Source organism: Microcoleus sp. D3_18a_C4 (assembly GCF_036702415.1).
Classification (GTDB): domain Bacteria; phylum Cyanobacteriota; class Cyanobacteriia; order Cyanobacteriales; family Microcoleaceae; genus Microcoleus.
This window is the reverse complement of the sequence record NZ_JAUBTI010000028.1, coordinates 22137-37448: the sequence shown is the minus strand read 5'-3', so window position 1 is coordinate 37448 and position 15312 is coordinate 22137. Positions and strand designations below refer to the sequence as shown.

Below are 15312 nucleotides of genomic sequence, written 5' to 3'. Positions count from 1 at the left end.
TTCCCAATTGTGCGGGTTATAGCGATAGCCCGGTAAAATTTACTACGTAAAATCAGATTTTTACTTTGGATTGGGCACAAGATCGTTAAAAACAGACAAATAGCGATTTGCTTGTATGTCTAAAGTAAATTCTTGTTCCACTTTCTGGCGGGCGCGAATACAAAGTTTTTGGTGCCGATTGGGATCTTCTAAAACCCAAGCAATTCCTCGCGCTAAGTCTTCTGTTTCATAAGGTTTAGCTAAATAGCCATTGGAGCAGTGTTCGATCAGATCGGGCAGTCCCCCAATATTAAATGCGACACTGGGGATGCCGCAAGCATGGGCTTCCATGACTGTATTTGGCAAGTTATCTATCACGGAAGGGGCGACAAAAATATCGGCGGCTGCATAAACCGTTGCTAGGGAAATATCATCTGCGAGTTTCCCCAAATAGTGAGTTTTAAAACCAAGTTCAATGGGATTTTCCGGTTGAGAAGATCCAAAAACCAGCAACTCTATCCGATCTTTCCAGCCTGATTTACTGAGGCTTTGTAAAGCGGGTACGAGCAAGTTAAATCCTTTCCAGCGATCGCCCGTTCCACCTGCACCTCCAAAGAGTACAATTTGTTTATCTTGAGGTAAATTCAGGATTTCTCGCGCCCAGTGACGATTTATGGGTTTGTACTTTTGAGTATTGATGCCATTAGGAATTATTTCCACTCGAAAATCTTTGAATAAAGAACTAGAATGAGCGCATTTCGCTAACCAAACACTAGGGCTAACCAAAGTTAGGTTAAGCTGAGCCCAAGCTTTAGCTTTCCGCTGCCACACCCACCGCGACAGATCCGAATCTTTATTACTGTGAAGTTGCGGACAACTACCACAAGATTGAGCGTAGCGATTGCAATCTTCACTATAGTGACAGCCGCCTGTAAAAGGCCACATATCATGCAGCGTCCAAACTAAGGGCTGCTTAAAATTGGGAATAGTTTCTACTTGTAAATACCCCCCACAAACCCAGTGTAAATTAATAATATCAGGAGCGAGTTTATCCAGTCGATTCGATAGAGCATCTGGCAGCAGTTCTGTAGAAAATATAACGGGGTTTCTCTTAGGGTAGAGCCGCAATGGTGCATTAGATAAAGTTGAAATAATCTTGTCCAACTTATTCGCAATACTATTCTGTGACGAAATTACAGTGCGATCGCCACTACTCTTATTTTTTACCAGCATTTGCGAAGACACACCAATCCCCTGGAAACCTTGGTGCAGTCGATAAGCGGCGCGGGCAGCCCCCCCTTCACTATCAGAACTATTGATAAGTACAACCTTCATTTCCCCTGCCTCTCCTCTAAATTTCTAGCTGACTTTGCCTGAGTTTTTCAAAAGTTTATTAACTTTTTTTTGCACCTTCCTTAGCAATGGTGGCTCGTAATCATATAAAGTGTTTTCAGTAAAATTATCTGCTTGCACATCCCGAATGGCAAAGGCTGGGTGTTTCATCGGAAATGTTATAGCTTCTACAGGCATATTACTATAAGGACTGTTGACATCCTCCGTATTAGTTCCCCCTACACCATGTCCGATATTAGAAGCTAAATTGACATTGGCAAGAATATTCATACCATTTTGAATAAAACTAGCAAATGTCCACTGAAAAGCCCAACTCTGTAATTTTTTTTCATAACAACGCTGAAAAGTATTTGTCCAAACTTTTGCAGTATGGGAGTCTCCCAGTACATCCATCAAAAAATTACCATCGCGAATTTCTGGCCACAGGTTCATATCTAAATCATAGTGCTGCCAAGCTCGCCTCCAACTCGCCCAACTCCAGCAGTGATTGTAGACAGAAAAGTAGTAACTATAATCAGTTCTTTTCCGCCCCAATTGAACATTTTGACCAGAAATTGACAGCATCCGCCGATCGTCTCGGTAACGATCCAGCAATTCTTCAGCGAAGCGGAAAAAAGTAGGATGAGGGAGACAGTCATCCTCAAGAATAATTGCCTCTTCAACTTTATCAAACACCCAATTCATACCACTAGAAACCCGCAGGCGACAACCGAGATTTACGTCTGCGTAATTCTTCAAAACTTCGCAGTCCCAATCTACTTGGTCAATAATAGCTCTAGCGGCAGCACATTCTCGATCTTCTCCAGGCCTATCTGGACGTGGCCCGTCAGCAATTACTAGCAATTTGGGAGGTTTGGCCTGACGAATTGCCTCAAATACTCTAGCCGTTGTATCTGGGCGTTTGAAAATGATAAAAGCGACGGGTGTTTGGATTTGGTAATTGAACATTTCTGCGACTCTAATTTTTATAGTAGTCTTCAACATCTGAATTAACAATATCAGCAGTCATCTCGGATTTAAAATTAAACCACTTCTGAAGCATTACAGCCGCTATGTATGCCAGTGTATCATTGCTAGTCTGATAGGGCAAAAATCTATAGCGAAAACTAGCCATTCTAGGGTCGCTTTCTTGGTATAAAATATCTTGGGCAAAGTTCCCCCAACGCTCATCTATCAAATCAATTGTCATACCAGCATGAGCCGAAGGTAACAACATATTAGAGCCGTGAAGACCAATTACTAAGCGGCTTTGTGAATAAACACGGCATATTTCCTTTTCTATTTCTTCATTAAAACTATCTACTCTGTAATCTTCTATCCATTCTGGAAACTTAGTTTTTGTCCCCAAACCAGCTACTGCAAATTTTGCTTCTGGTACTTGCAACCGGATTTTATGAAATAACTGCTGAATTTTTAAATTTTGCAAGGGCAATGCCCTTTCTCGTTGATTTAGCTTTTTCAGAACTCGGAACAGCCCACTGTTAACTAATAAACGATCTTCCCGCCAAATAAAAGTAATTTTTGTTTCTGGTTCATCAAATTTGTGTTTGGGAACTCTAGTAAACCGCGTGATGTCAAACTGGCTAGGATGAGAATGGGCTTCGCTGACATAAATTTCATCAAAGCGTTTAGTTTCTTCCTCCACAAACTCGGCGAAGCTGGGATAGTAAGTTTGACCATTTTTTAAAGAAATAGGTACTGTCCAGACTTCTGCAACTTCATCGGGGACCATCCACCTTAGAAACTTAGGAACTATCACCACTAACCCGCAGTCAGAGTTGCATTCTAAGTGCCTTTGTGCATTTAGCAACTTCAGCAGGGAATGACCATAAAGATGATCGATACAGTTTAAGATAATTACCCGCTTGCAGGGTTTAAAAATCTCTTTTACAATCTCAAGTTTTTCTGGTTGAGGATTTTGGAGTGAATTGAGTAATGGTTTGCCTAGCCATTCTTTTGTGTTAGCAACTTTGGCAAAAACTTCACCTTTGTTTGTATCAACTTGGACAGAGTTTCTGACTCCATGACCTACTCTCAACTCGTCGATTATTTCGCTACCACATTCCGCGCACTTACAGTCCAAAACAATATGTATCCCTTGCCACAAAATTTTTTTTGCCTTGAGTTCCGTGTCGCAATAGGGGCAATTCGATCGCTGTTCGATTTTCGGTTTAATTTGAATCACTTTACTAATCCTCTGATTCTACAAGCTGCCTTGTATAAGTTAAGGGAGCGCCCGATGAAATTGCCAAAAGGCCGCAATTCCTTAATCAAGAAATTGACTAATATAATCACGTAAAAATAAGTTATCAGAGTAGCCGCCGTTGCTCCAAAAGCTCCATACTTAGGAATCAGCAAAAAGTTCAACCCTACATTTAAAATAGATCCGACTACAGTCAAGTAAAGACCGTAGCGCAACTGACCTTCTATGTTCAGATATGTGCTCCGTGCTACTCCAAAGTTACTGCCAAATTGGGCCCAAACATAGATTCCAAGCACCGCTGCTGACTGTGCATATTTTTCACCGTAAAGTAGATGCACTATCCAGGGAGAAAGTAATGATATCGGTATGGCAACTCCCAACCATAAAAATATCATAATATCCGAGTAAATTTGAAATTTATTTAGATATTCTTCATAATTTGTCTTTCTCAAATTTGCTAATTTGGGAAAAATAGAGCTGGATACGATCATCGGCAAGAAATCGCAGATTTCCGAAATTTTAACAGCGGCAGCATAATAGCCCAGTTCGGCATTTTTATTCATCGCACCGAGCATTATCTGATCGGTTTTTGAGTACACATAAACTGCAAATCCCGACAAAATTATCGGCCAACTCTCCGATAGCAGTTCCTTACACCGTTCCCAACTAAAATGCCACTCCTTAATTTTATTCCCCGTAAGCTTATAAAAATATATATAAGCTATTCCTACCAATGCCACCTCTGTCAATCGAACCCAGGCGAAGGCAAGCAGGGGGGCTTTAATTGTTACTAACCCAATCCTGACAGCAGCAACTAAAAAACATACCGAATTTTTAGCCAACACTGTATATTTTGACTGGATTTGGGACTGAAACCAAAAATTGATTGCTTCAAAAGCATTAAAGATAGTTCCCGCAGCGATGATACCTACCAGCCACCGAGTCAGAGTGTCGTTGGGCTTGAGTAGCCCAATCACCGTGACAGTTAACAACAAAGTGATGCAGCCACCAGTAAATTGCATTCCGAAGGCAGTTCCCAGGGTCTCATTTTTGCATTCTGGGTCGCGAGCGATATTCCTCACTACCAGAGTACCCAACCCCATCGTTGCCACCGAACTAAACAGCGACACAAAGGCGATCGCGTAGTTGAGCAATCCAAATTGTGTCGGACCAAGATAGCGAGCCACCCAAAGGCCTACAAACAGACCTAGACCCATCTGCAATATTTGGTCAGTGAACAGCCAAGCTATGTTGCTTAGTACCTGGCGCAGACCCGGACCAAGCTTTTGACCTATACCAGCCAACTTGTCTAACATCGGCAATCTTAAATTATTACCAAATAAAAATACACTTTTTGAACTTTTTGCAATCTAGCTAGAGTAGTAATGCTTTATAGTCTATCATAAGACTAGCACTTATGCAGCATTTACACCAATCACCCTAGCTACAACTTTTCCCACTATGTATTCTAAAATTTCAAATACCATACGATTCGTTTAACCTAAACGAGTATTATTACTCATTTAGGTTAGTTTAGCTCATTTGCTAGAACAACTGAGGAGATTGGTAGGTGTGGTTTAACCCAACTCCTATCCCTACAAATGCAAAGGTGAAAGCATAATCCCTAGTTTACTGGGTATGATCCACTATGCTAAAGCAGGATTAAAAGGCAGAACTGAACTACTCAGAGCCAAACTTGGTAAATGTTGAGCAAGCAGTCTAGACGTAGCGAAAGCAAAAAGGATGATAAGTTGGAGTTTAATATATGAAAACACCTGTGGCTTTTTTTGGATTTAATCGCCCTCATACAACAGAGAGGGTATTTGCAGCGATTCGGGAAGTTAAACCGCCTAAACTTCTACTCGTGGTTGATGGACCACGCTTTGACAAGCCAGAGGAAGCTGAAAAATGTGCTGAGGTAAGGGCCATAATTGAAAAAGTGGACTGGGATTGTCAAGTTTATAAAAATTATGCTGAGGCTAATATGGGCTGTAAGCACAGGGTAGCTAGTGGGTTAGATTGGGTATTTAATACAGTAGAAGAAGCAATTATTGTCGAAGATGATTGCTTGCCAAATCCATCTTTTTTTCAATTTTGTGAAGAAATGCTGGATTTATATAGACATGAACCTAGGGTAATGATGATTAGTGGGACTAATTATTTGGAGGAATGGAAATCCGATCGGCAAAATTATCATTTTTCTTATTATGGAGGTATTTGGGGCTGGGCTTCTTGGCAGAGGGCCTGGCAATTTTATGATATTAATATGCAGGCTTGGATCAATCCTGACGTGAAAGCAAAAATTAAAGCTATACTGGCTGATGAGGCTCAGTATAAAATTAGAGCGCGGGATTTGGAAAATACTTTTCAGGGTAAGGTAGATACGTGGGATTTTCAATGGAGTTTTGCTCGCTTGGCTGAAGGGGGCTTGTCGATCGTGCCTTGTGTCAATTTGGTGGCTAATTTAGGTTTTGGGTTAGCGGCTACTCATACTGGAACTGTCAATAAGGAAATAGCAGAAATGAAACAATTAGATTTAAGATTTCCTCTTGAAATCAATGATAATCTGATGGTGGATCGAGAGTACGATCGATTAATGTTTGAAAAATTATTTATCAGCCATGAAAGTTTGATTAATAAGGTGATCAAACACTTAAAAAAAATTCCCGATAAACTCTGGTTAAAATGATTTTTGCCAATCCCAATGAAATGATACGAAATGTCCCTGTCAACTTACTCAACTTAATGAAAAATAGGCTATGAAAACTATCTCAGTCTTGGATACCTCAATCTGTAGCTCTAATTTAGGAGACCAGATCATTATGGATGCAGTGAATAGCATTTTATATGAGATGTTTCCCGATCGACTATTTATTAATTTTCCTACCCATGATGTCATATCGAGCGATTCTTACCGCTTGATGAGTAAAAGCAGTTTAATTTTTGTCGGTGGGACTAATTTATTGTCCTCTAACATGAACTCATATAATCAATGGAAGGTCAGTTTAATGGACTCTCTATTTATTACAGATATTACGCTAATGGGTGTGGGATGGTGGCAATACCAAAATCAGCCTAATTTATATACTAAATTTTTGTATGAACGGCTATTAAGTAAAAAATATCTGCACTCAGTCAGAGACAGTTACACAGAAAAACAGCTAAAATCGATCGGGATTAATAATGTAATTAATACTGCTTGTCCTACTATGTGGAAATTAACAGAGGAACATTGTGTCCAAATTCCTCAAGGTAAAGCAGAGTCAGTATTAGTTACTTTTACTGAGTATAATCAAAATCCTAGTTTAGATAAGCAGTTAGTGGAATTACTGAAACAGGAATATAAGTTAATTTATTACTGGACGCAACAGCCCAAAGATTATCAGCACATGAAAGATATATGTGGCGAGGGAGCAATTTATCTTAATCCTAGCTTATCAGCTTTAGATATGGCTTTGTCTCAGTATCCGGTTGATTATGTAGGGACACGATTACACGCTGGGATTAGGGCTTTACAATATAAAAGGAGAACTTTAATTCTGTCAGTTGATAATCGCGCTACAGAAATTTCCAAAGATACTAATTTGCCAGTCGTACAAAGAGATGATTTAAACAGTGTGGCTAATTGGATTAATGCTAAAGAAGAAACTTTAGTAAAAATCCCTTTAACAGCCATTAATGAGTGGAAAAAGCAATTTTTAGCGACGGTCAATAATTATTAGCTAACCTGTTACGCATTTAAACTGTATATTCTAGCAAGCGAGGACGCTTACACTGCAAGGATTTCACTGTCACCCAATAACCTATTTAGATGCTTAATTAATTATGAAAGTATTAGTGATTAATACATCGGATATTAGTGGTGGAGCGGCGAGGGCTGCTTACCATTTACATGAAGATTTACAAGGTCTAAATGGGGAGCATCCCGATTTTGCAAGTGCGTCAGTTGTTTTTGCAAGTGAGGCAAGGTAAAATGTTGGTAACATTTATTTTTGGGATAGGCAAGTGTGTAACCATTTTGCTGCCTATCTTTTTTTACCATAACTCGGCTGAATCTTTGCCCAGTCGTCAGGGTTTTGGGCGGGTTATCACCCCTTTAGGTCTACGTCTTAGCTTTCATGTCACCCCTTCAGCTTACATTCAGGACATTCCATTGATTTTAATTCTCGGTTGATGTTTTTTGTTACTCTGGATCGCTCTCTATCATACCTCAATCCAGCAAGGCCGATTTTCAGTGTTTAGAAAATATAAAGGCGGTTGTGGAACGCTTGGCTATCGAGCAAAATCAGACTCGTCAGATGATATTATCGCACAGCTTGGCACATCTTCGATCCGCCCAAAGAACTTTACTTCAGTCGAGAGTGCGAGCTACAGAAGGCCTTTGAGGGTTGCTGCTGCTACTGTTGGAATTGTTACTAGTATTGTCTATGGCAAGTCTAACTGTCAACATTACATAACTCAGCCAAGCATTTCCGATTCCCAGGATCTGAGTTTCTGTGATGTTGCTCATAATAATAGACACCAGAAAACAAATAGGGATTCCCGCGTCTTCCAGCTTGCTACGACTCAAATACCGAACTGCGTAAGCTAAATTGAGCAGCAAGGAAGTCATCATTAAGATTAATCCCGGCCAACCGAAGGCTAACAATATTCCGAGCGCGCCATTGTGAGGATTTTTCGGTTGAAATCCATTAGTAGTATAAATAAAATAAGCAGGAGTAGCGGGGCCTAACTTATCTTGTTGAAAAAATCCCTCGTATCCGTAGCCAAACCAGGGGCGCTGATTGGCCGCAGCTATTAACTGCGGCCAGAATTCTGTCCGCCCAGTTAGAGTCAAGTCCTTGCCTAACCCACCTACAATAATCTCCTCTAGGTTATCTACTACGAAAACCGTCATAATTATGCTGGCCACCAGGAAACATATAATCGCAGTAAATGCCCACTGAAAAGTTAATTTTTTTAGAAAGTTTAGTGATGACACTGCAATTATTAATATGATAGTAATCACTAGAGCCGCTCCCGACTTATTAGCTCTCACCAGGTAAAAAGAAAAGAACATCATTCCCAAAGAAATCCAGCGTTCTTTCTGAGTTTTAGCTCCTTGAAAATAATGCAAATACCAAAATGCCGTACATAAAGCTAGGATTCCACCGAGAGAATTTTTAGCTTGCGTTAGGCCTACAAAGTCGCCTGCTCCCGGTGGTTTCATTATAAAACTTGCCAAACCCAGTGCCGTGTATCCCCACCGCCAAAAACGAGATAGATCATGCCATTTATATTGCGCGGCCAAGTAAAATCCGAAAGCAGTAAATGCTGAAAAAGCTAGGCCTGCTCTTAGCGTTACGTCAGGAACTAGAGACCATAATGTAGACAGTGATGGCAGTAATATGTAAAGTAAAAAGAAAGGATTCACGATCAATACTTTGGCCAAAAAATCTATAAACTTGCTACCAAAAGCTTTAATCCTAGAAAATAAAATTAATACTATCCACGGGTAAAAAAAATAAGGTAGCATACTTAAAATACTGCCAGATGTATCTTGCAAATTAGTAAGATGCAAGTAATTAAAAGGAGGTTGTGTGAGAGAGGGAGAGATGAAAATATAAAAATAAGCAAAAGTTTTTTCTAAAGCCAAAGCCATTTTTTTGTTACTAGAAAATTGAAACAATAGCAAAGTCGCGATGGCGATTATAGCCATTAGCATCCATATAAATAAAGAATTACCTAAAATTAGCTCTTTCAGCATAGCCGCTTTAGACACTGGTTGAGTCATAATTGCTTTCCTTTACCACAAACAAGCTCAAATTATATAGATATAAAATATAGCAGTCAACCCGCAACCACGCTAAGACAGAAATTAGGGAGAAAGCAAAAATACAGCATCCTTTTTTCGGCGATCGCTTAAAATAATGAGCTTTTTGCCGAGCACTAAAAAGGCTACACTTATATAAATCATAGTCAATAAAATTAGGTGGTGTATGGTTAACACCCATTTTCCAAGACAGATAGCCCGGTCGGTTGTGGGTGTTGTCTTGTTTGCTTCCACTGTCATCGCTGACGCCAGAAGCACCCCGGCACAACTTCCCATCCCGCTAGGCGCAGAGCAAGCCCAGACCGTTGCGCCCGTTACGAGATCGCCGGAAAGCTATAAACTCGGCGGCGGCGATCGCATCCAAGTAGAAATACTCGAAGTACCCGAACTCAGCCGCGGCTACGAAGTTCTTTCCGACGGTTCAGTCAACCTGCCCCTGATCGGCTTGGTCTCCGTCCGCGGCCGCACCTTAGTAGAAGCCACCAACATCATCCGCAACGCCTACCGCCGCGTCCTCAAAGACCCGATAGTCACAGTCAGCCTCGTCGCCGCCCGCCCCCTCAACGTCGGCGTCATCGGAGAAGTCACCAGGCCCGGAAACTTCATCCTCTCCCTGACTCCAGGCCCGGGGGACGCGCCCAGCGTGCAGTACCCCACCGTCACCCAAGCGATCAGACTCGCAGAAGGCGTCACGGGTGTCGCCGACATCCGCAACATCCGCGTCCGCCGTCCCCAACGAGACGGCCCCGATCAAGTGCTCAACGTCAACCTGTGGAAATTCTTGCAAGAAGGAGACATCTCTCAAGACATCATTTTGCAAGACAGAGACACAATCGTGATTCCCACAGTCGCCAACTTCAACCAAGCAGAAGCTCGTCAATTTGCGACAGCCAACTTTTCACCACCCCCAGAAAAACCTCGATCGATCTCAATCGTTGGCCAAGTCACCCGCCCTGGGGCTTACGTCGTGATCGGCGGTAACACCACAAACGACCTCAGCCGCGAAGGTTTCCCCACCGTCATCCGGGCCATTCAGCTAGCTGGCGGCATCACCTCGGATGCCGACATCCGGCAAATCCAAGTGCGGCGCGTCACCAGAAGAGGCGAACAAATTATCCCAGTCAACCTGTGGCAGTTTCTAGAATCCGGCGACGGCGCCCAAGATACCATCCTCCAAGAGGGAGACACGATCGTCGTGCCCAAAGCTACGATCGTCAACCCTGCTGAAGCTGGCGTACTCGCGAGCACTAACTTTGCTCCCACTGGCATTAACGTTTTTGTAGTAGGAGAACTCAGAACATCCCTCGATCCCTTGAGGCTCCCAGCTAATGCCACACTGAATCAAGCTTTAGTTTCCAGAGGATTTTTTGGCTACGAGAATACCAGAGCTAGAAGGGATAAAGTTGAGCTAGTCCGCCTCAATAACGACGGTACAGCTACTAAACGGACGATCGAAGTCAATTTAACTCAAGGAATTAACGAAGAAACCAATCCTCAACTTCGCAACAACGACATGATTATCGTATCTCGCAGGGGTCTCGTCGATTTTGTCGATCGCATGAACGCTGTAATCGGACCTGTCGGGCCAGCTACCGGAGTGTTAAATTTTATAAACGTTCTCCGATTTTTATTCAGGTAAGAAGGTGGCGGGTGAGGTGGATAATTCCTGGCAAAGGCTAGAATAAACTAAACAATAAGATTACCCAGCCGCGACCTGGCCGCTTCAAAAATATCAACCTCAAAAATATCAACCTTAAAAATACCCAGGCTGAATATGGATAGCAGACAAGATTACCAACCCTTCACACCCAAATCAAATGGCAAACGCCCGGAGTTATCTGCTCACAACTACAGAGATCACTTCGTAGAGGAGAGAGAAGAAGAAAAGCTAGACTTGTCCTGGCTGTTAGGCGTCGTGCGCCGTCGCTTCCTGGTCATGGCAGCAGCCACAATTGCTTTGAGCGCCCTGGCAGGAACAGCGATCGTCCTCACGTCTAAACAGATTACGATCGAGTATGAAGGCTCCTTTTCCTTGTTGGTAGAACCAGCCACGGCTGAAGGTTTGCAATCCAAACAATTAAACAACACCCAAGCTGCCGACTTAGCAAGAATTAATATAGAAGGAATTAGCCTACTAGACTACGAAACCCAAATTAGGATTTTGCGTAGCCCCAAATTGATGCAGCCAGTGATTGAGGAATTGCGGGCTTGGTATCCCCAAATGAACTATAGCGAACTGAGCTCAAAAATGTCGATCGACCGCATCAGCTACACGAAAGATGGCAAACAGCAAGGCACAAAAATTTTACAAGTTCGTTACAAAGATTCAAACCGAAAAAAAATTTACACCGTATTGGATAAAATTTCAAAAGCTTATCTAGACTACAGCTTGCAGCAACGGCTGACGGGCATTAATCAAGGTATTAAATTTATAGATGCGGAGATGCCCAAGCTCCGAGAAAGAGTGGAAGTTTTGCAATTGCAAGTCCAAAGACTGCGGCAGCAGAGCAACTTGTTTGAACCCCAGCTAGAGGGAAGATCTCTGTCTGAACAAGTTCAAAGCATTCGGGGTAAGCAAGTAGAAATTAGAGTGCAGCTAAAAGGGATGCGAAACCTCTACCAAAGCTATCAAAAACTACTCAACGAAAATAATCCGCAGGGGCTGCTGATGACCCAAGGACAAGCTTACGGCGGACTCTTAGGTCAAATTCAGAGAATAGACTCGGAATTGTCATTAAAATCAGCTCAGTACAGAGAAGACAGTTTGCCAATTTTAGCGCTGCGAAAAAGTCGGGAAGAACTGATTTTAACCGCCACTAAACAAGCAAAAGAAGTGGTGATGGGAAATTTAGAGACCCAAATCAAAGAAATTGAAGCGCGCGATCGCGAAATGACCGCTTTGCAAAATGCTCTCAACCAAAAAATTAGAAACTTTTCAGTTACAACCCGACAATACGACAATTTACAGCGGGAACTGCAAGTAGTTACTAAGAGTTTGTCGGACTTCTTGGCAAAACGAGAAGCCTTGCGGATTGATGCGGCTCAGGAGCAAATACCCTGGGTGCTGATAAATCCTCCGCAAATTCCGCTAGACAAATTCGGCAACCCTATAACAGCTACCGTCAAACAAACCAGAAAACAGTTAGCGCTGGCAGTAATTTTAAGCGCTCTCCTGGGCATAGCAGTCGGCTTGGTGGTAGAGGTACTAAATACTGTGTTCCACACTCCAGAATCACTCAGAATGGCCACAAGATTGCCAATACTCGGGGTGATTCCGTTTACAAAGAAAGTCAAGCGCCGACCGCCAGCTAGACCGAGGAAACTAACATCGGCTCGATCGAACTCGAAAGTGGAAGTAGTCGAACCAGCCGAAGCTAGACATACTGGTTCGATGAGCAGGGGCCCAAGTATTTTGAGCGACTTGGACTATCAATTTTTAGAAGCATTTCGATCGCTATACACGAACATTCACTTGCTGAGTGAAGGCACGGCAATTCGATCGCTCTTAGTCGGCTCAGCCTTAGCCGGAGACGGCAAATCTACAGTAGCTTTGCACCTAGCAGCCACAGCAGCAGCAGTCGGACAGCGAGTATTGTTAGTAGATGCAGATTTGCGCTGCCCGCAACTGCACGCTAAGTTAGGACTCCCAAACCTGCGTGGCCTGGGCGATGCCATCTCCACGGATCTCAGCCTCAACGACGCGATTCAACGAGCCCCGAACCAAGAAAATTTGTTCGTACTCACCGCAGGCCAAATTCCCCCCGATCCGATCAAGCTTCTTTCTTCCAAAAAAATGCAGTATCTAATGGAGCAATTTCAAGCATTTTTTGACTTAGTAATTTATGACAGCCCGCCAGTAGCAGGCTTGGCAGACACCCACTTGATCGCAGCTCGCACAGACGCTACGATTATGGTCGTCCAAATTGGGCAAACAGACCGATCGCAAGTTAGCAAAGTTTTAGAAGAATTAAAAATTTCTGGATCTTCCGTCTTGGGAATCGTTGCTAACGGCTGCAAAAACACCGGTCACAGCTACCGCCAGCGCCCGGTCGTTTTAGACAAGCTCTACGACCAAAAACTATCGGCTTTAGGTACGAAAAATCCTAATTAGACAAATGTTGATGCAGGGAGCATCTCATATTTGTAAAAAAACTTCTTCTAGCTCCTTCCTTCTAGCTCCTTCCTTCTAGCTCCTTCCTTCTTCCTCTTTCCTTCTTCCTCTTTCCTTCTTCCTCTTTCCTTCTTCCTCTTTCCTTCTTCCTCTTTCCTCCTGCCTTCTGCCTCCTGCCTTCTGCCTCAAAACTCCAATTTCTAGCGGAGGGCTGCTTTCATTGAGATGCTCCCGTTGATGCAGGTGGCCGAGCGCCGCCGTCCTCAACGGGAAACGCACAACCAAGCTATACCCTGATTTTTTGATAATAGTACCATTTGAGAAAGAAAATGATAGACTAACGGACATAGCCTCCTGTGTCAACCGAGATTGCGCGGAACTTTAAATTTGGCCGAAATTACTCAGAAAATGATTGAGAAATCAGCAAAAGTGGGTAAACTACATTTAGCAGAGCGCAATCTCAATCAGGAAAAGACACCTTTGAAGGTGAACGTTAGTGTAAACGTTAATGAGAACGTTTCAACCCAGAAACTTGGTAGGGATTATTCTATGAGTACAGTTATGGTTGTTGATGATAGCGTCACTCTGCGGGAGATGATCGCCGACTTGCTCAAAGGTAGAGGACTCAACGTCACCGTAGCGAGTGATGGCGTAGAAGCTCTAGAGCAAATCAAGGCTAACCGCCCAGATTTAGTGGTGCTGGATATCGTGATGCCCCGGATGAACGGCTACGAAGTTTGTCGCCGGCTCAAAAGCGACCCTAAAACCCAAAATTTGCCCGTGGTAATGTGTTCGAGCAAAAGCGAAGAGTTCGATCGCTATTGGGGAATGAAACAAGGAGCCGACGCTTACATCGCCAAGCCATTTCACCCTCAAGAATTGGTCGGGACTATTAAGCAATTGCTGCGAGGTTGAGGTAGAGGAATAGGGACAGGAAAAAAATGTCTTGAGCGCTGATTATTTCTGCTCCCGCAGCCTCTCTAAACTACTCGATTGACAATAGTCCAAACATCCCCGTCCGATCGCACGTAGGGAACAGAAATACTCTTAAAACCCGTAATAAAAGGCTTGTAATAAACCTGCCAGTAGCTGGGACTAATTTGGTCGGCGATGGCCTTGAGTCCCTTCACTTCCGCCGCCAGTTGGGCCGCCAGTTCATTAATCCGTTCCGCGTGTCCCTGAGCTAGTAATCTTCCTTCTTCAACTTGCTCCTCCATCGGAGTTATTCTTTGCAACTTTACTGACTGCTGCTGTTTCTGACCCAGTTGAGCAGACAGAGCCGCGATCGCGTCATCTATCCCCTTGACTTCTGCCGACACTTGTGCTGTTTCCCTCGCGTGACGACGATAAGCATCGGCGATCGCTTGGGGCGAATCACCGGCTGGGACAACATCGGCAATACTAAGCTGCTGGCGTTCCAGGCGCAATTCCTCAATTTGAGAGTAAATTGCCTCTATATCTGTCTGAAGTTTGTCCACCTAATTATTACCGCGTGGTTGTTGGATATTTTAGCATATTAACACAAACCCATCACCTAATCGGCATATAAATTGCATATTTTAGGCGGGCTAGAAGCAAAGCCTCACAAGCAGAAGTTGAATTGTTTGAAAAATACAAATTTTTATATTTCTCAGTTGAGCGATTCCGTCGATATCCAGTCGGGTTAATCAGGTCGTGTCCGGTAAAATCAGCATTATAGATTGGTGGTGAGGAAGGCAAGTACGAGCGAGTTTTACGAGGATTAAAGTCGCCACTACAAACACAATTCCAATTTACCATTTACCATTTACCATTTACCATTTACCATTTACCATTTACCATTTACCATTTACCATTTACCATTTACCATTTACC

The 15312-nt window shown here is 43.0% G+C and carries 12 protein-coding genes; 5 read left to right on the top strand and 7 right to left on the bottom strand.

Features of this window, described 5'->3' with window-relative positions:
* Positions 1-60: 60 nt before the first annotated feature.
* The 4 genes from QUB16_RS15015 to QUB16_RS15000 are packed head-to-tail and all read right to left on the bottom strand — an operon-like array spanning position 61 to position 4851.
* Positions 61-1314, bottom strand: a complete 1254-nt coding sequence (locus QUB16_RS15015; RefSeq protein WP_333317183.1) for a glycosyltransferase family 4 protein — start codon at positions 1312-1314, stop codon at positions 61-63.
* Between the two features lie 24 nt (positions 1315-1338).
* Entirely contained in the window at positions 1339-2280 is a 942-nt protein-coding gene (locus tag QUB16_RS15010) for a glycosyltransferase family 2 protein (protein ID WP_333317181.1), read from the bottom strand.
* Between the two features lie 10 nt (positions 2281-2290).
* Positions 2291-3517 (bottom strand): hypothetical protein, encoded by a 1227-nt coding sequence (locus QUB16_RS15005; RefSeq protein WP_333317179.1) that lies wholly within the window; start codon positions 3515-3517, stop codon positions 2291-2293.
* On the bottom strand, positions 3514-4851 hold the full coding sequence (locus QUB16_RS15000; protein WP_333317177.1) for a flippase: 1338 nt from the start codon (positions 4849-4851) through the stop codon (positions 3514-3516). Before QUB16_RS15000 ends, QUB16_RS15005 begins: the two co-directional genes overlap by 4 nt.
* A 449-nt stretch (positions 4852-5300) precedes the next feature.
* Between QUB16_RS15000 and QUB16_RS14995 the strand changes: the two genes are divergently transcribed.
* Positions 5301-6224, top strand: a complete 924-nt coding sequence (locus QUB16_RS14995; protein WP_333317174.1) for a glycosyltransferase family 2 protein — start codon at positions 5301-5303, stop codon at positions 6222-6224.
* Between the two features lie 70 nt (positions 6225-6294).
* A complete protein-coding gene (locus QUB16_RS14990) occupies positions 6295-7257 on the top strand; it encodes a polysaccharide pyruvyl transferase family protein (RefSeq protein ID WP_333317173.1) in 963 nt (320 codons plus the stop codon).
* A 629-nt stretch (positions 7258-7886) separates the two neighbouring features.
* Here QUB16_RS14990 and QUB16_RS14985 read toward each other — a convergent pair.
* Positions 7887-9176, bottom strand: coding sequence for an O-antigen ligase family protein (locus tag QUB16_RS14985; RefSeq protein WP_333317236.1), 1290 nt, complete (start codon positions 9174-9176; stop codon positions 7887-7889).
* Between the two features lie 391 nt (positions 9177-9567).
* Between QUB16_RS14985 and QUB16_RS14980 the strand changes: the two genes are divergently transcribed.
* The gene (locus QUB16_RS14980; protein WP_333317172.1) at positions 9568-10986 is read left to right on the top strand and encodes a polysaccharide biosynthesis/export family protein; all 1419 of its coding nucleotides are present in this window, start codon (positions 9568-9570) and stop codon (positions 10984-10986) included.
* Between the two features lie 135 nt (positions 10987-11121).
* Positions 11122-13458 carry a polysaccharide biosynthesis tyrosine autokinase gene (locus QUB16_RS14975; protein ID WP_333317170.1) on the top strand — a complete coding sequence of 779 codons (2337 nt, stop codon included), beginning with the start codon at positions 11122-11124 and terminating at the stop codon, positions 13456-13458.
* A 75-nt stretch (positions 13459-13533) separates the two neighbouring features.
* On the opposite strand, the gene QUB16_RS14970 is transcribed toward QUB16_RS14975, so the two are convergent.
* Positions 13534-13806 carry a hypothetical protein gene (locus tag QUB16_RS14970; protein WP_333317168.1) on the bottom strand — a complete coding sequence of 91 codons (273 nt, stop codon included), beginning with the start codon at positions 13804-13806 and terminating at the stop codon, positions 13534-13536.
* 201 nt (positions 13807-14007) lie between these two features.
* On the opposite strand from QUB16_RS14970, the gene QUB16_RS14965 reads away from it, so the two are divergent.
* Positions 14008-14373, top strand: a complete 366-nt coding sequence (locus QUB16_RS14965) for a response regulator transcription factor (RefSeq protein WP_039886668.1) — start codon at positions 14008-14010, stop codon at positions 14371-14373.
* A 65-nt stretch (positions 14374-14438) separates the two neighbouring features.
* Here the strand turns inward: QUB16_RS14965 and QUB16_RS14960 are convergent, their stop codons facing one another.
* Positions 14439-14936, bottom strand: coding sequence for a hypothetical protein (locus QUB16_RS14960; RefSeq protein WP_333317166.1), 498 nt, complete (start codon positions 14934-14936; stop codon positions 14439-14441).
* Positions 14937-15312 lie beyond the last annotated feature (376 nt).